This is a genomic window from Pseudomonas saliphila, assembly GCF_008638345.1.
GTDB classification, from domain to species: domain Bacteria; phylum Pseudomonadota; class Gammaproteobacteria; order Pseudomonadales; family Pseudomonadaceae; genus Halopseudomonas; species Halopseudomonas saliphila.
The window spans coordinates 1-20164 of record NZ_VTVA01000010.1 but is presented as its reverse complement, the minus strand read 5'-3'; the positions used below and the strand labels follow the sequence as shown (position 1 = coordinate 20164).

14 protein-coding genes are annotated in these 20164 nt (G+C 56.0%); all 14 read right to left on the bottom strand.

Annotated elements, in window-relative coordinates:
- Nucleotides 1-10 precede the first annotated feature (10 nt).
- Complete coding sequence (locus FHK95_RS12110) at nucleotides 11-277, bottom strand: DUF4212 domain-containing protein (protein ID WP_150304894.1); 267 nt, start codon at nucleotides 275-277, stop codon at nucleotides 11-13.
- A gap of 406 nt (nucleotides 278-683) precedes the next feature.
- The gene (locus FHK95_RS12105) at nucleotides 684-3341 is read right to left on the bottom strand and encodes an AAA family ATPase (RefSeq protein WP_150304893.1); all 2658 of its coding nucleotides are present in this window, start codon (nucleotides 3339-3341) and stop codon (nucleotides 684-686) included.
- Nucleotides 3338-4462, bottom strand: a complete 1125-nt coding sequence (locus tag FHK95_RS12100; protein WP_150304892.1) for a metallophosphoesterase family protein — start codon at nucleotides 4460-4462, stop codon at nucleotides 3338-3340. Before FHK95_RS12100 ends, FHK95_RS12105 begins: the two co-directional genes overlap by 4 nt.
- A gap of 69 nt (nucleotides 4463-4531) precedes the next feature.
- On the bottom strand, nucleotides 4532-5584 hold the full coding sequence (locus tag FHK95_RS12095) for an NAD(P)-dependent alcohol dehydrogenase (protein ID WP_150304891.1): 1053 nt from the start codon (nucleotides 5582-5584) through the stop codon (nucleotides 4532-4534).
- A 309-nt stretch (nucleotides 5585-5893) separates the two neighbouring features.
- A complete protein-coding gene (locus FHK95_RS12090; protein ID WP_150304890.1) occupies nucleotides 5894-6202 on the bottom strand; it encodes a YebG family protein in 309 nt (102 codons plus the stop codon).
- A gap of 167 nt (nucleotides 6203-6369) precedes the next feature.
- Nucleotides 6370-7569: a polysaccharide pyruvyl transferase family protein gene (locus FHK95_RS12085; protein ID WP_150304889.1), complete on the bottom strand. Its 1200-nt coding sequence runs from the start codon at nucleotides 7567-7569 to the stop codon at nucleotides 6370-6372.
- Between the two features lies 1 nt (nucleotide 7570).
- A complete protein-coding gene (locus FHK95_RS12080; RefSeq protein ID WP_150304888.1) occupies nucleotides 7571-8887 on the bottom strand; it encodes a flippase in 1317 nt (438 codons plus the stop codon).
- On the bottom strand, nucleotides 8884-9870 hold the full coding sequence (locus tag FHK95_RS12075) for a nitroreductase family protein (RefSeq protein ID WP_178114781.1): 987 nt from the start codon (nucleotides 9868-9870) through the stop codon (nucleotides 8884-8886). The genes FHK95_RS12080 and FHK95_RS12075 overlap by 4 nt, the downstream gene beginning before the upstream one ends.
- 536 nt (nucleotides 9871-10406) lie before the next feature.
- Entirely contained in the window at nucleotides 10407-12824 is a 2418-nt protein-coding gene (locus FHK95_RS20040) for a glycoside hydrolase family 65 protein (RefSeq protein ID WP_178114780.1), read from the bottom strand.
- A complete protein-coding gene (gene otsB, locus FHK95_RS20035; RefSeq protein ID WP_178114779.1) occupies nucleotides 12824-14383 on the bottom strand; it encodes a trehalose-phosphatase in 1560 nt (519 codons plus the stop codon). Before otsB ends, FHK95_RS20040 begins: the two co-directional genes overlap by 1 nt.
- A gap of 135 nt (nucleotides 14384-14518) precedes the next feature.
- Nucleotides 14519-16297 (bottom strand): ABC transporter ATP-binding protein, encoded by a 1779-nt coding sequence (locus tag FHK95_RS12065; RefSeq protein WP_150304886.1) that lies wholly within the window; start codon nucleotides 16295-16297, stop codon nucleotides 14519-14521.
- Nucleotides 16294-17445, bottom strand: a complete 1152-nt coding sequence (locus FHK95_RS12060) for a glycoside hydrolase family 1 protein (RefSeq protein ID WP_150304885.1) — start codon at nucleotides 17443-17445, stop codon at nucleotides 16294-16296. Before FHK95_RS12060 ends, FHK95_RS12065 begins: the two co-directional genes overlap by 4 nt.
- 7 nt (nucleotides 17446-17452) lie before the next feature.
- Nucleotides 17453-18724 (bottom strand): UDP-galactopyranose mutase, encoded by a 1272-nt coding sequence (gene glf / locus FHK95_RS12055; RefSeq protein ID WP_150304884.1) that lies wholly within the window; start codon nucleotides 18722-18724, stop codon nucleotides 17453-17455.
- Nucleotides 18712-19896 carry a glycosyltransferase family 1 protein gene (locus FHK95_RS12050; RefSeq protein ID WP_150304883.1) on the bottom strand — a complete coding sequence of 395 codons (1185 nt, stop codon included), beginning with the start codon at nucleotides 19894-19896 and terminating at the stop codon, nucleotides 18712-18714. The genes glf and FHK95_RS12050 overlap by 13 nt, the downstream gene beginning before the upstream one ends.
- Nucleotides 19897-20164 lie beyond the last annotated feature (268 nt).

Here is a 20164-nt window from a genome sequence, read left to right as displayed (position 1 = left end):
GCTCCTGTTATTATTCTTCGTGGACATCGTATTTACGATCGAGGCGATTCATCTTCCAGACGTAAACCCAGATGAGCGCGACGAAGGTATAAATGGAGCCCTGTTGAGCAAACCAGAATCCCAGCGGGAAACCGAAAAACTGGATGGCATCCAGTTCATCGACGAACAGAATGCCGGCTCCGAACGATACTACGAACCAGATGGCCAGCAGAATGAACATGAACCGCAGGTTCTCCTTCCAGTAGCCTCGCGCTGCGTCTTCTTTAGACAAGGACATAACCATCTCCAATTGTTGTTTTTATTGCATAGTCACGTTAGCACCGCATCGGCAAACGTCGACTACGACTTTGGTAGGAAATAACGCATCTTTTTTGACTGGTCGCTAGTAAAGATTCTAGATTGATCATCTAACACATTGTATCTAATATATTTATTATCTATTTTTTCGCGCATTTTCACGAATGATGCCATATTGCCTGCTACTAATGTCGTAGTCATTTTCGTGGACCAGGTACGCAAGAAAACTGTTACCGATGGGCTCCACGGCTGATTCGCTCGCTGGAAAGCGATAGCTGGGGCTAATCACCCGCGCGCTCAGGTCTTGCGCAGGCAGGCCAAACGGTGTGTTTTGATGGATGTTGATCGTGCTGCAGCAAGCCCGCCAGGTGGGGGCTTGTTGAATCTCAGCCGCCGACAATGCGCGTCTTCCAGGTTCTTAGCGAGTCTATTTCACGGAGCGCAACACCCATATCCCGCCAGTTTCCCGGATGACAGCTGAACAACAGAATCTGGTGGCGTTGTGCGGCGTCGAACAGTATCCGTTTCATCTGGGCAAAACGGTGCGGGTCGCTGTGAACCAGCGCATCGTCAAGAATGATCAGCGTAGGCCGCCCTGCTTCTTTCAACAGATCTGCGTACGCCAGGCGACTGATAAGTCCCATCTGTTCCCGCGCACCGAAGCTGAGTAGATCAAAATCACCTCGTTCCTGACCGGCACGCACCAGCTGCCCCGGCACCAGATTCTCGTCAACTTCCAGTACCGCCTGGGGAAATAACAGTTGCAGGTAGTGGTTAAGGTGTTTCTGCAGGGGTGCCTGCAGCTGCCGCGTCAGTGCCTGACGCTTGTCATGCAGCAGCCCAGCTAGAAGGCTCAGCGCCTGGGCACGTTGTTCGAACTGTTCAAGCCGCCGCCGCTGTGCGCCCAGTTCAGTCGCGGCCTTACCCTGGCGCTCTTCCAGTCCGTCGGCATCCTGCGCCTGGAGCTGGCTTTGTAGGCGGATCAGCTCTTCCTTGCGCTGTTGATTGGCCAGTTCCAGCTGAGCCGCGCTGGCCTGAAAGCGCTTGATATCCTGCTGCAGGATATCCGGCCGCGCCGTCTCGATCAGTTCGGCACGCTGAGCAAGAGCCTGTTCAAGTTGTGATTGCTCATGACGCAGCACAGTCAGCGTTTCGTTACAGTCGCGTTCCTGCTGCTGGCGTTCTGGGCTGGCCAACCGCGCCTCAAGCTGCTGACACTCAGTCTGTGCGGTATTTAGTGCCTGCTGGCACTGGATCAACCCTTCCTGCAACTGACGTTCGGTCAGTTCAGCCTCTTGTAGCGCGGTGGAGGCCAGTTCCAACTGCTGATCAGCCTGCTCTGGGGAAAGCGACTCAGCAGACGCAGTGGTTGGTGGTTGCGCCTGCATGTCGGCGTCAGCCTGCTGGATCTGCTCGTTCAATAACGCGATTTCCTGCCGCAACGCTGCGATGCCCTGCGGTGCGTGGAGCGCCAGCATCCTTTCATTGCCGCTGATGTCCGTACGCAGCGTACGGGAGTCTTCTGCCCGCTGGACAGCCTGAGCAATATCACGCACCTGGGCAGTCTCGAGCGCGCTCGCCAACTGCTCACGGGCTCGTTCGAGCTGGCGCGCTAACTCGGTGAGATCCTGACCGCCTGGTGCAATGCTCAGCTTACCAATACCTTCGATGTGCAGTTCGGTCTTTTTCAGCAGGCGTCGCTCCCCCTGGCCGGTCAACACCTCGCCATCGAGCAGGAGCCGAGGCCCGGACGTCAGTTCGAATGCCAGCAGTGTAGCGATACTCTGCTGACGTATCTCCAGATCCCGCAGCGCACTGCCAAGGCGCTGCAGAGTGGCGAGCTGCTTTTCATCCAACTGAGTAGTCGCCAGAGTGCGCTTCTGCTCCTGCAACAGCGCATCCAGCGTAGTGGCCTGGTCGCAGGCTGCGGTGAGCTGCAGGTGCCGATCGATCATCGACTGGCGCTTATGTTCCAGGTCCCGCCGCCGCGCCTGTTGCCTGCTCGCGCGATCATTGGCCCGCGCGGTGTCGTAAGCCTTAACTGCCTGGGTGAGCATTTCCTTGACGATCAACTGCTGCGCAGTCAGCTCCTGCGCCTGGCGTTGAAGTGCGTCCCGCGTATTTTTTCGCTGCGCAAGTTCCTCTGCCTGAGTCTGAAAGCCGCGAAGCTGCTCCACCACCACCTGCAGGTGATGACGGCATTTGAGCAATGCCTGCTCGTCTCGAGCCTGCAGCTCGCCAAGCTGCTGAACCTGCGCAAATTTTACTTCGGCAGCCGCTTGCTGGTCCCGTAGCTCCTGCCAGGGACGCTCGACTTCATCCAGCCGCTGCTGCGCTGTCAGGTCGCTGAAGCGATCGACCTGCTGGCGATAGCGTTCGACTCGTTCATCCAGTTCGGCCAGAGTCTGGGAAAGAATGTCTACCTGCTCAAGTGCTTCCTTATAACGGCCACGCGGCTTGCCAGTTGGAGTGAGCAGCTCTGCGCGTTCGCTCTCCACACGACTGAGTACTTCATCACCCCTGCTACTGGTGACTTGACCCAGCGTTGCGCCGAGCACGGACTTGAGATGGTCGCCGGCAAACTCCACGGCCGATCGCAGTTCGTGCCCGCTACCCTGTTCGATCCATAACAGCCCCGGAATTCCCCAGTACTCGGACTTGCTCGCGCCACGGCTGGGAAACTGAAACCCCAGCATGGCCGCCAGACGGTCTTCGGCTTCGTCGCCAGACAGGGTTTCTGTTCCAATGGTGAGATCGCAACGTTTGCGTGCGAGAAAGCGTTTCTTCACTCGACACGTCAGACCGTCATGGTCGAATTCAAGCTCGACTTCAGGCGCTGCACCGGAATCGCCCCAAGGGCGCAAATCATCCACACTGCTGGAACGATGGCGCTCGAAGAAGGCCGCACGAATGGCAGCGGCCACCGTGCTTTTGCCTGATTCATTAGGTCCACAGAAAAGATTTAGCCCGGGATCAAAGTCTTTAATTTCAATGGCCTGACGAAACTGTTTAAACTGATTAATACGCAGATAGCCAAGCTTCATTGCGCTTCCCCATTGTCCTGTCTGTCGCGCAGCAAGCCAGTGAGAATGACCAGCGCCTCGCGGGCCGTACCGGCGGCTTCGCCCTCCTGCGCCTGACGCAACTCTTCGACCACCTCGCCGAGATAGCCGTCGGCATGCAAACCGGCAATGTCCTCCTCAGTGGGGTACAGCCGAAGGTCGTGGAAGTCATATTCGAGGTAACGGTGTAGCGCCTCAGCCTTGCTCAGCGCCTGATGCAAGCGCTGCTCGCCCGCCAGGTCAAGATGCCCGGACAGCGCGATACTGAGTACTGAAGACTGGGTTAGCTGCTGCAGGTGTTCGATAAACAGGTCCAGATCCGAAGGCATATCGAGCTGTTGCTCCCACTGCAGCCAGGGAAACTGCCCGATAGCCACTGTCGTCACCTGTGGCTCGCAACCGGGGCGCTCGATGGTGACATCCAGCAGTCGCCCGGCGCCGTTGCTCTTGAACCGATCCTGTTCCGGCGTGCCGCTATACCAGGTACGCGCATCGATCTGTTTGCAGCCGTGCCAATCCCCGAGGGCAAGGTAGTCCAGGTTAGCGCGGGCCACCCGATCGGGTGCGATGGGATTGGGCGAGTCGATATCCTCGGCGAGAATGCCCTGGATGCTGCCATGGGCAATACCGACACGCAGCAGCTCCGGTGGCGTCTCGGCATGATCGAACCAGTCGGTGAGGTCGCTGTAGGTATGTCGTTGCGTGAGTGGAGCCGGCAGGATGGCCATGCCCTGCTCGGCGAGCATCAACACCTGCGGCGCCAGCAGGACATGCACGTTGGCGGGAATAGCCTCGAGTCGTCTGGCGCGGGTCCAGACGCTTTCGGCCAAGGCCGCATCATGGTTGCCGGGAATCATGATCCATGGCCCCGCATACCCTTGCATGGCCATGAACAGACGGCGGATAGTCCGATCCGAAACCGTCTGCGCATCAAATACATCCCCGGCTACCAGCACCGCATCGACGCCCTGCTCACTCGCCAGGCGCGCGATGCGCTCTACGGTGCTGAGCCGCGCTTCTGCCAGGACCGGCCCGTCTTCCGGGCCAAAACGATCATATTGTCGACCAATTTGCCAGTCGGCAGTGTGCAGAAAACGCGGCATTGAGTGTCCTTGCGGTCTTACTATCCAGCAACGCCGACTTCCGGGTAAGCCGATAGTGATCTATGAGTATCAGGCCGGCTGCAGTGTCGACATGTCGATTACGAACCGGTATTTCACTTCGCTTTTGAGCATGCGCTCGTAGGCCTCGTTGATCTGGTCCATCGCGATCATCTCAACGTCAGAGACGATACCGTGTTTGGCGCAGAAATCGAGCATCTCCTGCGTTTCAGCAATGCCACCGATCAACGAACCGGCAAGTCGACGGCGACGGAAAATCAGGCCAAATACATCCGGCGCCGGGTGTGGCGTGGCGGGCGCGCCAACCAGCGTCATGGTTGCGTCGCGCTTGAGTAGCGCCATGAAGGCGTCCAGGTTGTGCGGTGCAGCGACGGTATTGAGAATGAAATCGAAGCTATCCCGGTGCGCGTCCATTTCCTCCTGGTTCCTGGAGACCACAACCTCACTGGCACCCAGACGCAGCGCGTCCTGCTTCTTGTCCGGCGAAGTGGTGAAGAGCACGACCTTGGCGCCCATCGCGTTGGCGATCTTCACTGCCATGTGACCTAACCCGCCTAACCCAACGACCCCGACCTTCTGCCCTGGCTCGACCTTCCACTGGCGCAGTGGCGAGTACGTTGTAATGCCCGCGCACAGCAAGGGCGCTACGGCGGCCAGGTTATCTGTGTGGCTGATGCGCAGGACAAACTTCTGATCGACCACAATTTTGCTGGAATAGCCGCCGTAGGTGTTTTCACCCCCAGCTACCGGCCCGTTGTACGTGCCGGTAAACCCGTTCTCGCAATATTGCTCCAGGCCCTCGGCACAGGACGCGCACGATTGGCAACTATCGACCATGCAACCTACGCCTGCGATGTCGCCAACCTTGAAGGCACTGACCTGCGGACCCACTGCTGATACGCGGCCGACAATCTCGTGACCAGGTACCGACGGATACAGAGTGTTGTTCCATTCGTTGCGTGCGGTATGCAGGTCCGAGTGACAGACGCCGCAATACAGAATATCGATCTGGACATCCTGCGGGCCCGGTGTACGGCGCTCAAAACGAAAAGGGGCAAGAGGTGAATCGCCATTGGTCGCGGCGTAACCCTGTACTTCGGTCATGGTTCTCTCCTATCAGGTGCAGCGTCGCTCACTGTTAAGCGATGCAAGGAGAATAACGGCACGCATGGGCGATCAACTCGCAACCCATGATTCGGCACGTCATTCTTCAGGGGTGTTACTGAGGGGGCGTCAGCAACCGGTCTCATCTCGACTCAACTATGCCGTGTACAGTTCCGCAGTACCGGAGCTTTCCGAAACAGCGGATGGCTCACAGGGCATACCACCAGACACCACCCTACCCTGCATCAACACACCGCAAGCCTTGAGGTACCGGTAATCCGATCGATTATCCGGACAACACTCGGGCCACTATTTCTTCGTCGCTGCTTCTTTTTTACTCGGCGGATCTGTTTTGGTGTTCTGAGGCTCTTCCTCGTCGAGAACCGACAACGCCTCGGGGTTACTCTTGAACGCCTTGGCAAAAATGTCCCGACGCCTTGCCATGTAGAGACTCGCTTCCTCCGCTTGCTGTTCTGACAGTGACGGTACGGCTTTCAGCAGAACGCCGCCAAGCGCCTCGGCCAACTCCAACATTTTATCGTGACGGTCGGCTTCGGCTTTATCCATGAACAGATGCTCCGGGTCTCTACTGCTTCGATATACAATTTCAACGGCCATGCTTCACCTCAGGCTGTACGTGAGTCCTTTTGTACCGGGATCAGGCAGGCAACATCCACGATCTCGGCCGGGGATATTGTACTGTATAGGTATACAGCATCATAGAGGGAGCAGTTCATCCGCTGGCGCAGGGGCCAGCGGATGCACGCAGAGCGGTCTGGCGAGTGCTACGAGCAGACCGGACCGGCGTGTTTCGCAGGGGCGGTCTGGCGACCAGCGATGGGGTTGTTGAGGATCTTGTACACGTCACTCCACATAGCCTGGGACTGTTTTTTCAGCGCATCGGAACGAAGCATCAGCCGAACCGACAGCTCCTGCGAGCGCTGTTTGTCAGTCAGATATTCCAGGACATGATCGAGCTCTTCGTCTGACATGCCGATATCCAGAATACCGGGCTCAAAACCGTAATCCGCAAACAGCATCTGATACTTATGGCTCCACCCGGTAGCCAGCGACGGAACACCCTGCGACAGGGCGCTCACCAGACCATGGAAGCGGCTGCCAACTGTACCGCGGCAGGCACCAAGCAGACCTTTGATGGCCAGCGGATTCGCTTCGATGATGACCGGTATCCCGCCAACAGCTTGCGACACCTCGCGAGCCAGCTTCAGATCGTCTTCGCCTTCATGGACCAACATGAAGGGCTTTGCGCCTTTGTCCAGGAGCTTCTGCGCTGCACGTTTCAGGAAAGGCACATACCCTTTGGCGACGGCTTCACTGGTCTTGTCCATCATCCGGTAATTCGGAACGATGGCGATCTGGTGTATGGCAGGATCGAAGTACTCGGGTACCGTGCCTTCCAGCAGATTAGTAAAGTCAGGGCACATCTTGATCTTGTCTTGCTCACCTACAATGTCTGTCAGATATTTGTAGGAGATCGGCTCGCGGGCGAAGATCAGGTCGCTATTGGCGACAAATTCCTTCACCGCAGTCTTGCTTTTCTCATCGCGGAAAGGGCCAAATGCCTGAGGCATCAGGATGACTTTGGTACCGCGCTTCTTCCACCGGCGACTGGCCCGTGCCAGCTCTTCGGATAGCTCAGCGCCCCACTGATCGGTGTAGGCGAATCCCGCTGCGTCCAGCACCACATCAATTTGACTGTCCAGCACGACTCCATACATTTCGCGCAGACGACCCGGCACCAAGGCAGCCAGATCGCCGAAAGGAATATTCTTGCGCCAGAGCCAGGCCTTTTGGTACAGACCCAGCTCGGCTCGGCCGCGGTATGGATAGGGGCCGGTTTCTCGGCTCGGTTCCATGACGAGTCTGGCATTGGGGCAGTTGCGGCGAAGCTGCTGTACTACAGCGTGCAACATCAGCTCAGCGCCCTTGTTTACAAACCCAGCCTTTCGGATCTCGATATACATACTAACCTCGCCTCAATTCTTTGATCGTCTCGGGAACGCTGATAAAGGCATGAAACATCATGCTTTTGCTCATCATGACGAACAACTCCCGAGTCTTGCTGGACAGCAGCAGGCTAAAATATCCCGCTATGGAATAGGAAATCAACGTAGCAACAGCGGCCCCGGCCACGCCATGACTTCTTATAAAAAAGTAATTCAAAACGATATTGCTGATTGCACCCAATCCCTGCGTAATCAGGGAAAAGATAAACACTTCCTCCAGAATGATCCACTTGCTGAACAACGCACGCATGAATACAAATATTGATGCAAATATGTGCACAGCCAACACTTGTGCTGCAGCGGAGTACGCATCGCCATATAGCACATCAATCACTTGATCTGAAAGTATAAACACTACAACCGACAAACAGAATGCTGAAAGAAATAACAGATCGAAGATGACCTGCATTAACCGCTTGTATTTTTCTTTGCTGTGCGCTCGAACATCAATAACCTTTGGGAAGATCGAAGCCATCAGTACCGTCGGGATGAGGTACCAGGCTTCCGACAGCTTGGACGCTGCAGCGTATTGCCCTACGGCATTATCACCCAGCATATACTGCAACATGATCTGATCTACTTTGAGGTAGATCACCGCTGACAGCGAACCCAGGAAAATCAGGAAGCTCTTGCCCAACAACTCTTTGCTCAATGACCAGGAAAAATCGAAACGAAAAGAGCGTTTCAATGCCAGAGCGTAGATGACCAGGATGAGCGAGGTGAGCATGATGATCACAACGTGCGCAGCGGCGATCCATACCAATCCCAGCCCTGCCACGGCGAGGATGATCTTCAGTCCGTTGCCGCCTATCTGGCCAACGGCCCCTGCTATAGCCGCATACTTTGCCTTGACGCGCGCCTGGAACCAGTCGATCAAGACTTCAAAGGGGGTAAAAAACAGCGCCAGACCAATAAGAGCCAGCACCATAAAATTGCGGTCATCGCCAATGAACCAGGTACCGATCAATATCCCGTACGCAACGATGGACGCTGCCACCTTGGTCATGAACACAGATGAGAGTATTCGGTCCTCCTGTTCGGGCCTGACTCTCAGTTCCTTGACCACCAGCCCGGTGAGCCCGAGGTGGCAGACAATGGTCAGCAAGGCCACCAGCGATAATGCGTAATTCAGATATCCAAACTCTTCTGGCCCCAGGTAGCGCGCCAACACCACGGTCGCGGTAAGCCCAACGGCCAGCATGAGAATCTTCTCACCCAGCATCCAACCGGAATTTGACAGGTAACGCCTGAACTCTTTGAGCTGGGCCGCCTTCATTCGCCGCTGGTGCCCAGGCTGCTATATACCCGCGCCTCTTCGAGGGACAGTTTCTGGGAGTACGGCACCAGACCTTCTTCCGCCGCGTAACCGACGGAGATGAACATCACAATGCGCTCATCGGCGTCGAGGCGAAGCAGTTTGGTGGCAGCGTCTTCCCGTTCAGGGATGTCTGGCCAGTTGATCGAACAGGAGGCCACACCCTGCGTTTCAAGAGCGAACATGAAAGACATCGCTGCCAGTGCGCCATCAATATAGATGACATGTCGATCACGCACGTGTGGGTATGCACGCAGCCGCCCTACCACCGCTATCATCGCGGGAAAGTTATGGCTGAAACCGGCGACGCCCATGGGCAGCTCGGACACCTGCGCAACGGATTCGGCGTCGTCAAAAATCATGAACTTATAGGGCTGACGGTTGCAGGCGCTCGGGGACTGGACAGCCATTGCTACGGCGTTGTCGATGACCTCGCGAGGAACCGGACGGTCCTGATACCAGCGTACTGAGCGACGACGCATGCACAGCGCGGTAAAGGATTCAAAATCAACGGGAGGAGTGTGCATGTACGCAGAAAAAGGCACACGCTCTGTTTCAGGATGACGCAGACTCGATGCGCAGGAATAAGGTGACTCCAGCTGCTGGAAAGCTGTGCGGGCAGCGCTTATAACCGGATGGTTACCAGTCGTCTCGAAATACGTCTTGAGCACGTCGTGCGCCCAGCTCACTTCATCGCGATCCACTGTTCCAACCAGCGAGTCGCGATAGGAGTCAACTGTTTGCGTGATGTAGTCGACCGCAAACACGTCGCGGCGAGGCTGCATGATCAGGCCTTTCTCTATGCGGTGGATGGCCCGTCTGAGGAAGTAATTTACCGATTCCGCGCCGGACTGATTCTCTTCATGCTGCAGATGGCCACCTATTACTGCGCGAGCCTCACGATCAAATGCGTCAGAGAAAAAAGCATAATGGATGCGCCGCATTAAGGCAGATCGTGATAACGCCCGCAACCAGGCGAGCGAAAGCTGTCCTTGATACTGCTTCAATTTGCGGACGCTATCTGGCCGCAATACCTTCTTCAAGGTTACTTTCAGCTTTTCCATTTAATAACTGCACCATGATTAGTTTAAAACGCTGCGAACCCGTACAATAAAGTCTATTTGATATCATATGAGCATTAAAGTTCACCAATACTCGTCCACTTGGCCAGCATAACGATGCCATTGAACCTTTTTACCGACTTATCGCCGATATGACTTTTCGAAGGGCGTGAAGTTTAGTCTTATCCTGCCCTTTTTACAATTTGCAAACTCTGTCACATATTGCGACCAAAATTCATCGGGAACGACTTGCTGATCACCTCTGGACTTTGTTAAGAGGCGATGCAGGGTTCTAACTGTGATGTGCGAGCAAGTGTGTCAGGTTCACTCCCCCTAGCCAAGCGGAGCTGATGAAATTTCAGTCGGGGTTCAAGGTTCCGCCTGGTTTCCATGGGTGCAACGTACTTGCAGAATATGCCTTAAGGATTGACAGCTCGTGGCAACCTTCCACGCGGTAATTCCAGGATTTCACCCGCTTCGAACGCATACACCTGATTATCGACAAATACCTTGTGGGGTCCTGCCCAGCCGTCCGGCGCCGCGATCCTTAACAGGTCATGAGTGATCTGTAGCTCCAGCCAATGTCCGCGAAAGCGAAACCGAAAACTCAAGCAGGATACTTCTTTGGGCAAGCCAACATCGAGCGAAAGGGTATCGTCATGAACCTCCAGCCCGGTCTGTCCACGCTGCACCAGATCTACCGTACCGGCCATGGCGCCGAGGTGTATACCTTCAGCGGTTGTACCGCCCTGCACATCTGCAATGTCACTTTCCAGGGCTTCGTTCAGCAGGTTCCAGGAGTGACGCCGATCCAGGCGGGCCAGTACCCAGGAGGACACAATGCGGCTGAGAGTGGAGCCGTGGGAGGTGCGCTGCTCGTAGTAGGCGATGGTGCGCGTCTTCCAGCCCTCTTCCAGCGGATACCCTAGCTGGTCAAAGGTGTTGCTCAGCTCATGCGCAGAAAACAGGTAAAGCAGCATCAACACATCGGCCTGCTTGGAAGCTTTGTACCGATTGACCGTATCGCCCTCGGCTTCCAGCAAGCGGTCCAGGCGGTGAATGTCACCGTACTTCGCCCGGTAGCCATCCCAATCGAACTCCTCCAGTTGCTCATAGCCCTCGAATTGGCTAACGATCCCATCGCCGTGAAACGGCACGAACAGTTTACGGCTGATATCATCCCACTGGTTGGGTTCATCTGACGATAGGCTGATCGCAGCGCAGAGCTCGTTCTGACACTCAACGCCCACAAGTTGGTAAGCATCTACAGCCCGCTGTAAAACCCAGGCCACCATGACATTGGTATAGGCGTTATTGTCCAGGCCAGGGGCTTCCCGCCATGGGTAGCGGTCGTGAAATTCGTCAGGGCCCATGACGCCACGGATATCATAACGCTGGCGCTCGGGATTCCAGGTCACTGCACTGGTCCAGAAGCGGGCAATCTCGAAAAGCATTTCTGCGCCGAAGAATCCCATGAACTCTCGGTCACCGGTTATTTCGTAGTAACGCCAGACGTTGTACGCCACGGCTGCGTTAACATGGCGTTGAAGGTGTGTGTGATCTTCTAACCAGCGTCCGGATTTCGGATTGAGGTGCACCCGCTGACTTTCTTCACGACCATCACTGCCGCTCTGCCAGGGATACATCGCACCCTTGAATCCGGCTTTAGCCGCCAGTCGGCGCGCTTCGTCGAGCCGACGATAGCGATAGCGCAGCAAGGCGCGCGTTATTTCCGGTATACGCGAGTTCAGAAAGGGGAAGATGAACAGCTCGTCCCAGAAGATATGCCCCCTGTAGGCTTCGCCATGCAGCCCGCGCGCAGGGACACCCACATCCAGGTCGATGGTATGCAGCGAAGCGGTTTGCAGCAGGTGAAATATATGCAACCGCAGAATCATCTGCGCACGGTCGCTCCCTTCCAGTCTCACATCGCAGCGATGCCAAAGACGCGCCCAGGCGCCGGCATGCGAGTCAAACAGCTCGGCGAAACGCCCAGCCCGCGCGACGACCTGACGTGCCGCCAAAGCGGGCTCGGAAATAGCGTTATCCCGTGACGTATGTAAACCAACGATTTTTTCGATCTGGATGGTCACGCCTTGCTCTACATTGAGTACAAGGTGTTGCGCTATATAGTCCTCCTCGGCAACCAGGTTACGCTCCACCTCAACTGCTAGGCCCTGTCGGTACACCTCAGTGCGTGCGGTCTGGGCAATGCGGAAGCGCGATTGACAGGTTTCACTCAATAACTCGATCGTTTCGCTGTTCACCAAGTTCGCAGCGACCGTGACCAGATGCGTGCTGGAAAGCTGGCTATACCGTGCAACCCCTGCGTTGATGACTCGTCCGTCGAGCGCTGAACAAACCGTTATTCGACCTGTCCAGTTCTCCGGCGTGAGCTCCCAGCTCAACGCGGCAAGATGAGGATTGCCCATATGCACCAGACGGCGCGTCAAGAGTGTAGTTTCTCGACCCTCACGATCACGAAAACGCAGCCTGCGCTCCAACACGCCATCTTTCAACTCGAGCTTCTGAGTATAAGCCAGCACCTCCACAGCCAGCAGATTGAACCAGTCTCCACCGTCAGGGCGAAAGCTCAGGCATAACCAGTTCGGCATGTTAACCAGATCTTCATTGATGATTTCGCGCCCGGCTATTTCCGTTGCCAAACGATTGTAGCCCCCTGCCAGGTACGTACCGGGATAGTGGATTTCTCCCGCTTCAGCCTCCTCCGCCGCGCCGCGGGTGGCAAAGTACCCATTGCCCAAGGTGCACAACGCTTCCCGCAGCCCTTCTTGATCGGGGTCGAAACTGTCATATTCCAGCGACCAGGTGGGCATCAGTTCTGCTCCTGTAGCTGTATAAGCCGTGATAGGAATGTTTCAGCGGCGCGTGGATCACGGAGACGGTATTGGGCGGCCGTTGGACAGACCTCGGCGGCGACCAGAATGCCAATGCCTCCTCGCTCGCGCAGCACCTTGAAAGCGTCTTCGTCGGTCTCGTCGTCACCCAAATAGAGGGGAGCCACCGCACTGGGACGATTGAGTTCGAGTGCGTCAAGTAACCAGATCAGCGCTTGGCCCTTATCCCAAGGCAGGCTCGGGCGCAGCTCGAAGATCTTCTTTCCGCCGGCGCGGCGCAAGGTTGGTGCCACCTCGGCAATTGCCGAATCTACCGCACTACTGACTGCTTGAAGGTGCGAGTCCGCAACCAGCCGGTAATGCACGGCGATGGCATACCGCTTACGCTCCACCAGTACACCCTCAACCTTAACGAGCTTTTCTCTCAACAGTTTTTCAGCTCGGTCGAGAGCAGGAATTACCTCCTCGGCCTGCTCATTTTCCATGTGCAGCCCCTGCGGCCCTTTGATATCGAATCCATGGCTCCCCGCATATATCAGATTCTCCAGCCCGACCAGGTGCTCGACATCATGTCGATCCCGGCCACTGATGATCGCTACGGTGTAATGAGTGGCGAGCTGCGCGAGCGTAGCGCGGGTCTTGTCATCCAGAACGGCCAGCTCGGGACGGTCAACAATCGGCGTGAGGGTTCCATCATAATCAAGGAAGATCACCGGCCTCGCGTGTTCCAGCCGCTGAGCGATGTGGGCAAAGTCGGCCAGCGCATCGGGTAGAGCAGGATCGGCATCTGTCTGCGCCAGAGTGACCTCGCCAAGATCATCAACGACTTCATGGGCGCCACTCGCTAGCAGATCCTTGCGCAGGGTACCGCTCCGATCTATGCCGATTACCAGCTTATAACCTGCATCGCGCGCAGACCGCACACCCGACAATGCATCTTCGACCCCGATAGCCTGCTCCGGCGACACGCCCAATAGTTCGGCGGCCTTTTGGAAGATATCCGGGTGGGGCTTACCCTTGAGTCCGAGGCGAATCGACTCGACGCCGTCAACCCGAGCGTCAAACAGATCGCTTAAACCGGTCTTATCCAGTATCACCAGGGCATTCTCGCTCGATGTCACGAGAGCGGTTTTCAGGCCATGATCGCGTAACGTTCGGATAAGTCTGACCGTGGTCTCAAACACCTCCACTTCGCCCTGCTGAAGAAGCTTCTTGAACAGTACATTCTTGCGATTTCCGAGGCCGCAGATGGTTTCTTCATTGGGCGCGTCTTCAGGCGCACCGTAGGGCAGCTTGATCGAGCGTGAATCGAGGAAACTTTCCACACCCTGATAGCGAGGCTTGCCGTCGACGTAGCGGAGGTAGTCTGTATGCACATCGAAAGGCAGGAAGGGCTCGCCGCCCTGTGCGGCTTTCTCGAACAGGTAGGAGTCAAACAGCGCCTTCCAGGCTGCGCTATGTACCGTGGCGGTGCGCGTGACTACTCCGTCCAGGTCAAATACAGCGGCACCAAATGCGGCAGTATCAATGGTAACCATACGTATCCCCTGACTTGGCAACTAATACCTTTAGGCGCCACGGGGAGCGAGTCGTTCCGAATTATGTTTTGTGGGGTTAGAGAGCTGCAAAGAGGACCGTCGTGAGGAGCGCAACGCGCTTGCTCCCTCTGGTGCTTATTCAACGATGAAGCCGTCGGATTGCAGCCGCCAGAGCGATTCGAACTCACCCTTACGGCTGCGCAGTTCCTGAGGGGAACCCTCTTCCATAAGCTTGCCGTTTCTCAGCACAATGATTCGATCGAATGAAGACAGTGTGGACAGACGATGGGCTACAGCAATCACCGTACGATTCTGCACCAGAGCGTTGAGGGCGACCTGGATCTCTGCTTCAGATTGGGAGTCCAGTGCCGAGGTCGCTTCGTCAAGTAGCAGAATCGGTGCGTTTTTCAGAAATGCGCGGGCAATGCCCAGACGCTGTCGCTGGCCTCCGGAGAGCTTAACACCGCGCTCCCCGACCAAGGTGTCGTAGCCTTGGGGAAGCTCGCGAATAAACGCGTCACAAAATGCGGCGCGCGCGGCTGCGATCACCTCGTCATCAGAAGCATCTGGACGACCATAGCGTATGTTTTCGCGGATGCTGCGATTGAATAGCGCGGTCTCCTGCGGTACCACAGCAATCTTTCCCCGCAGGCTGTCCTGACTGACGTTGCGTACATCCTGCCCACCAATGAGAATGCGCCCGCTTTGTACGTCGTCGAGGCGCTGAATGAGACTGATCAATGTTGATTTGCCCGCGCCGGAAGGTCCGACTATGCCGACTTTCTGGTCAGGCTCGATACGCAGACTGAACCCATCAAACACGGGCCTGTTGCCGGGATAGCTATAGCTTATGTTGTCGAAAACAATCTCACCCTCCGCCAGCGCAACATGATGTACCGGGTCCTCAAGACCATGCGGCTGTAAGATAATGCGCAAGGTATCGTCGATCGCACCGATCTGCTGGCTGGTATCCACCAGGGCCAGCGCCAGATCACGTGAGCCATGCAGGATGCGAAAGGTCAATGCACTGACCAGCACCACGTCACCCGCAGTGACGTCTCCAGATAACCAAAGCGATATGGCCCAGATCAACATGCCGCCGGCCATGACGGCCAGGCATATGTCGTGCAGCACGCGCGCCTTTTCCAGATACATCCAGCTCCGTCGCTGGGCCCGGGCTTCATAGCCAATTGCTTCGGCAAGGCGCTCGCTCTCCCTATCCCGAGCCGAGAATGCCTTGATGGTCCAGACATTCGATACCGCATCAACCAGCTCCCCGCCCACGCGCGCCGATTGCGCAGCGAAGCGCTGGTGTTTGGCGCGACCACGGATGCCGAATCCGGTGATCAGCACCGCGACAATCGTGACAAAGAAGATCAGCGCCACGGCCATGCTCCAGTCCACTGTAAACAACAGCACCACGGCACCGAGGAAGTCCACCACAGGAGGGATGATTTTCCAGGCCAGTCCGCCGAAAATCGCCCCTGCCGAGGCACCCAGTGCTGAGATCCGATTGCCCAGAGAGCCGGCAAAATGCTCATTGAAATAGCGCATCGGATGCCCGGTCAGATATCTGAATAGATCGATCCGAATGTCCACGACACTGGCGATGACGGTATTGCAGCCGAGCCAACCTCCCAGCCGCCAGAGGACATTTTCGACGACAATGAGGGTCAGAAAAAGCGTCAGTGGGAACCAGACCGCGGCAGTCGCCCGGTTTCCTTCCGCCATCGCATCGACCAGGAGTTTCATGCCGTACTGCACGGCAACAGCACACCCTGCCGCGCCGACAATCAGCATGAACAGGCTGGCGAAACGCCAGGGGCGCCGGACTACGTAACGCCAGAGAAACGCCACCGGACTGTCAGGCAAAGGCGGCTCCGTTACTGAAGGCGGTCTTTCGGGGGCGTTCATGGTCGTGCGTTGGTGAGGATGGCAGGCTCTGTGAGCGGATCGAACCGGGCCTGCTGCACTCGCAGTTCGTCAGCGAGTCCCTGATGAACCAGCCGATTACCGTTAGCGTCCGGAAAGCCAAGTAAACCAACCGGACAATGGCGGTCATCTGTCCATCCGGGATAATCCACCACGGGATACAGGCAAATACCCTCTACTGGAATACCTTGTTGCATGGCCAACCAGACCTGCTCGCCGACGTAGCGCAACCAGTGACCGCGCAAATCACCCTCAGCGCCGGTCTCGGCAACCAGCATAGGGCGGCGATATCGATGATGAATCTCGCTCAGAATGCCCCTGAACGGCCGATAATCAGGGCTACCCCGCTCAATGACAGGCCCGTTCAGATACCACTGATTATCCGAATAGTAATTGACGCCAATGATGTCCAGATACTCCGGCGCGCCGCCCAATCCGGGCCAGAGCTCACCACACAACATGTCCCACGCCTGGAACTGTGACAGTCGAAAATTCTCCGCTTCGCGCACTGAACCAGGGCGGACATTTGCTGCAATCACATGAATAGCGGGATCCGCCTGCACAAAACGTGCGCGTGGCTCGACCTGACGTATCGCATCCATAGCGGCGATGGTCGCCCGGACCAATTGATGCTTGAGTTCTGCCCCCCTGCCACGCGTCATAGGATTGAAATAGGCCTCGTCTCCCCCTGCCCAGGACCAGAAGGAAATTTCGTTGAGTGGCGAGTAGTGAGGGATGCGGTCGGTTTCATCTTTGATCAGTTGCGCAACGGAACCTGCATATGCAGCGAAGCGTTCGACAAAGCCAGGACGCCAAATATCGATGTGATCTGGCCAGCCGTAGTGGCACAGATCCCATATCACTTGCGTTCCTTGGCACTCTGCCGCCTTCAACATCGGCAAGAAACTGGACCAGTCATAACGTCCGGAGCTGGACTCGATCAAGTGCCAGCGCAGGCCATCGCGCACGCTATTAATTCCGAACTGGTTGAGTGTCTTATAGTCCTGCGCTGCCCACTGCGCGTGACCTGTGACATCCAGCATGTCCAAGCGTCGCCCATCGCTGCGCCGATGGTTCGAACACTCGAATCCACCGAGAAAAAAACTTTCAAACAGCCTTGGCTGATACATTGTCATCCTATTCTTCACCCCCCTGATCAGCCGATTTATGACATTCCCCAGTAGCTATTACAACGCTGCTTTGCGCTCTTAACTGTGTGTCGATACGCTTGTACAGTGCCAGAGCCTGCCCAACGACCTGGTCCATGTTGTAATACTTATAGGTTCCAAGTCGACCAAGAAAGGTTACGTGCGGCACGCTTTCGGCGAGCTTCTGATAACGTTTATATAGCTCGACATTTTCCGGACGCGGGACCGGATAGTACGGGTCCCCATCGTCTGATGGGATCTCATAACTGATGCTCGTCCGGGGATGGATCTGCCCTGTGAGGTGTTTGTACTCGCTGATACGAGTATAGGGTACGTCTTCGGACGGATAGTTAACGACTGCAACTTGCTGGAACTGCTCCTGGTCCAATGTCTGATGCTTGAACGTCAGCGAGCGGTACGGCAATCGACCTAACCGGTAATCAAAGAACTCATCAACCGGGCCGCAATATATCAAGTGGTCATAGGCAACTTTACCGCGTAATTCACGGTAGTCAGTTTCCAACATAATGCTAATGTTCGGGTGGTCCAGCATTCTCTGGAACATCCTGGTATAGCCATGCTTTGGCATCTGCTGGAAGCTGTCAGCGAAATAGCGGTCGTCGGTATCAGTGCGCGTGGGCACCCGCGAAGTGACCATCCTGTCTAGTTGGGAGGGGTCAAGCCCCCACTGTTTCCGTGTATAACCGCGGAAGAACTTCTGATACAGCTCGCGTCCAATCTGGCTGACGACAACGTCTTCGCTGGTTTTTATTTCATTGACCGGCTCAGCTCTGGCTGCAAGAAATTCTGAAGCCTCGGCCTCACTCGCCAGGTTCAGCTTATAGAGCTTGTTCAGCGTGGTTCTGTTGATAGGAATGGGTAACAACTGCTTATCCACATCCGCGAGAACCCTGTGTTCATAGGGTCTCCACTGGGTAAACCTCGAAAGATAGTCAACGATGCGTTGGGAATTGGTGTGGAAAATGTGCGGCCCGTAACGATGAATCAAGATCCCCGCTTCGTTGTAAAAATCATAGGCATTTCCGCCGATATGCGGACGCCTATCAATAATCAGCACGCGTCGGTTTGATCCTGCGGCGAGCCGCTCGGCAATCACGCTACCGGCAAATCCTGCGCCTACTATCAGATAATCAAACCCAACACTTCGACTGGGCTGACGCGCCAGAAGGTTGCGTATTCTGCTGTTGGAACCTGCCGACAGTTGACCCTGCACATCATCGAATGCTCTTATATCGCGCATTTTATTTTCTCCATCATCGATGCCCAGGTGTTGTCCCAGGACACATCACCAAGAATTGAGTCGGCAGCGTCACACAACCGATCAGGGTCTCTCGCGAGTAACAGAGCGCCTTCTACGGCTTTAACGAATTCCTCTGGCGTGTCTGCGATATACACTATGTCAGTGTCTCCGTAGGTACGGACCACATCATTGATGGGCGTCGACACCACAGGGCAGCCTCCCGCAAGAAACTCGGGAGTCTTCGTTGGACTGATGAAACGTGTGGATTCGTTCAATGCGAAGGGCATGATGGCTACGTCCCAGCCGGCCAGATACTGCGGAAGTTCTTCGTAGGTTTTAGGTCCTAGATAATGGAGATTGGGGAGCTGAGGCAGGCTGGTTGGATCAATCTTGACTACAGGTCCTACGAGCACTATATGCCAGTCCGGTCGTAGCTCGACGATACGTGAAATAAGCTTGAGATCCAGACGCTCGTCAATAACCCCATAAAACCCGAGACGTGGGTGGGGAATATCGATTTGATCGAGCGGCTCGATCTGAATGCTCCGCGCCGAAGAGAAATGTGAGACGTCAACGCTGCTGGGAAATGCATGGATATTATTGTGTAAATTGCGTTTGGCCTCCCATAGGCTGTAACCCCCGGTGAATACAAGATCTGCGCAACGCAACAAGGCTTGTTCGCGCTCAATCAACTCCGGTGGCGCACCGCGAAACGCCGAAAGCTCATCCATGCAGTCGTAAACGATTAATCGAGGGCGCAGCCCGTCGGTGATGTTCAGCGCCATTGGCGTATAAAACCAGAGGATCGGTTCATCTATACCAAGCCGGCAAAGGTAGTCCTCGAGCAGATCTCGTTGCGCTCGATCCCCAGCCGCGCCCGCGCAGCCATGCGGAAGTCGCGGGACCAATACCTGTACGCCCTTTTCTTCGGGACGGGCTTCCAGCCAAGGTTGCGCCTCGTCAGAAAACAACGGCTCTTCAAGAAAAAGAACATTGAAGTCCTTCGTGAATCGAGACATCAGATGCTGAGGACGCTGATAAACAAAATTCCAGCGCAAATGGGATAAAACCAGAAGGGTTGGTAGATCTTCGGAATATAAAAGATCCGTGGCGGCCGGGCCGGGATCGCGAGATTTGCCGATATTGGATTGGTAGGGACCTGCCCAGCTCATATGGCACCTTGATCGTCGATCAGCCGGTGCTGCTGGGATCCACTTTCCAGGCACACGGCGCGAGAAGGCAGCGCAGCCATGCGCAGATTTGAAGTACCAGAAGAGGTGCTTCTGCCGCAGTGGCGACAGAACATCGACAGCTCTTGGGACTGCCGCGCAAATTATCAGCGCCTAGTTTATTGACGCAGCGAACAGGGATCGGTTCCCTGGCATCGGCTGGCCAATGCCTAAGCAAGTCAGTCGAAGGTAAGCGTCCGGCAATCCCGTC

Bases quoted from the DNA above. Each gene is read 5' to 3' on its own strand.
- FHK95_RS12110 (WP_150304894.1), bottom strand. From the start codon at position 277: ATGTCCTTGTCTAAAGAAGACGCAGCGCGAGGCTACTGGAAGGAGAAC.
- FHK95_RS12105 (WP_150304893.1), bottom strand. From the start codon at position 3,341: ATGAAGCTTGGCTATCTGCGTATTAATCAGTTTAAACAGTTTCGTCAG.
- FHK95_RS12100 (WP_150304892.1), bottom strand. From the start codon at position 4,462: ATGCCGCGTTTTCTGCACACTGCCGACTGGCAAATTGGTCGACAATAT.
- FHK95_RS12095 (WP_150304891.1), bottom strand. From the start codon at position 5,584: ATGACCGAAGTACAGGGTTACGCCGCGACCAATGGCGATTCACCTCTT.
- FHK95_RS12090 (WP_150304890.1), bottom strand. From the start codon at position 6,202: ATGGCCGTTGAAATTGTATATCGAAGCAGTAGAGACCCGGAGCATCTG.
- FHK95_RS12085 (WP_150304889.1), bottom strand. From the start codon at position 7,569: ATGTATATCGAGATCCGAAAGGCTGGGTTTGTAAACAAGGGCGCTGAG.
- FHK95_RS12080 (WP_150304888.1), bottom strand. From the start codon at position 8,887: ATGAAGGCGGCCCAGCTCAAAGAGTTCAGGCGTTACCTGTCAAATTCC.
- FHK95_RS12075 (WP_178114781.1), bottom strand. From the start codon at position 9,870: ATGCGGCGCATCCATTATGCTTTTTTCTCTGACGCATTTGATCGTGAG.
- FHK95_RS20040 (WP_178114780.1), bottom strand. From the start codon at position 12,824: ATGCCCACCTGGTCGCTGGAATATGACAGTTTCGACCCCGATCAAGAA.
- otsB (WP_178114779.1), bottom strand. From the start codon at position 14,383: ATGGTTACCATTGATACTGCCGCATTTGGTGCCGCTGTATTTGACCTG.
- FHK95_RS12065 (WP_150304886.1), bottom strand. From the start codon at position 16,297: ATGAACGCCCCCGAAAGACCGCCTTCAGTAACGGAGCCGCCTTTGCCT.
- FHK95_RS12060 (WP_150304885.1), bottom strand. From the start codon at position 17,445: ATGTATCAGCCAAGGCTGTTTGAAAGTTTTTTTCTCGGTGGATTCGAG.
- glf (WP_150304884.1), bottom strand. From the start codon at position 18,724: ATGCGCGATATAAGAGCATTCGATGATGTGCAGGGTCAACTGTCGGCA.
- FHK95_RS12050 (WP_150304883.1), bottom strand. From the start codon at position 19,896: ATGAGCTGGGCAGGTCCCTACCAATCCAATATCGGCAAATCTCGCGAT.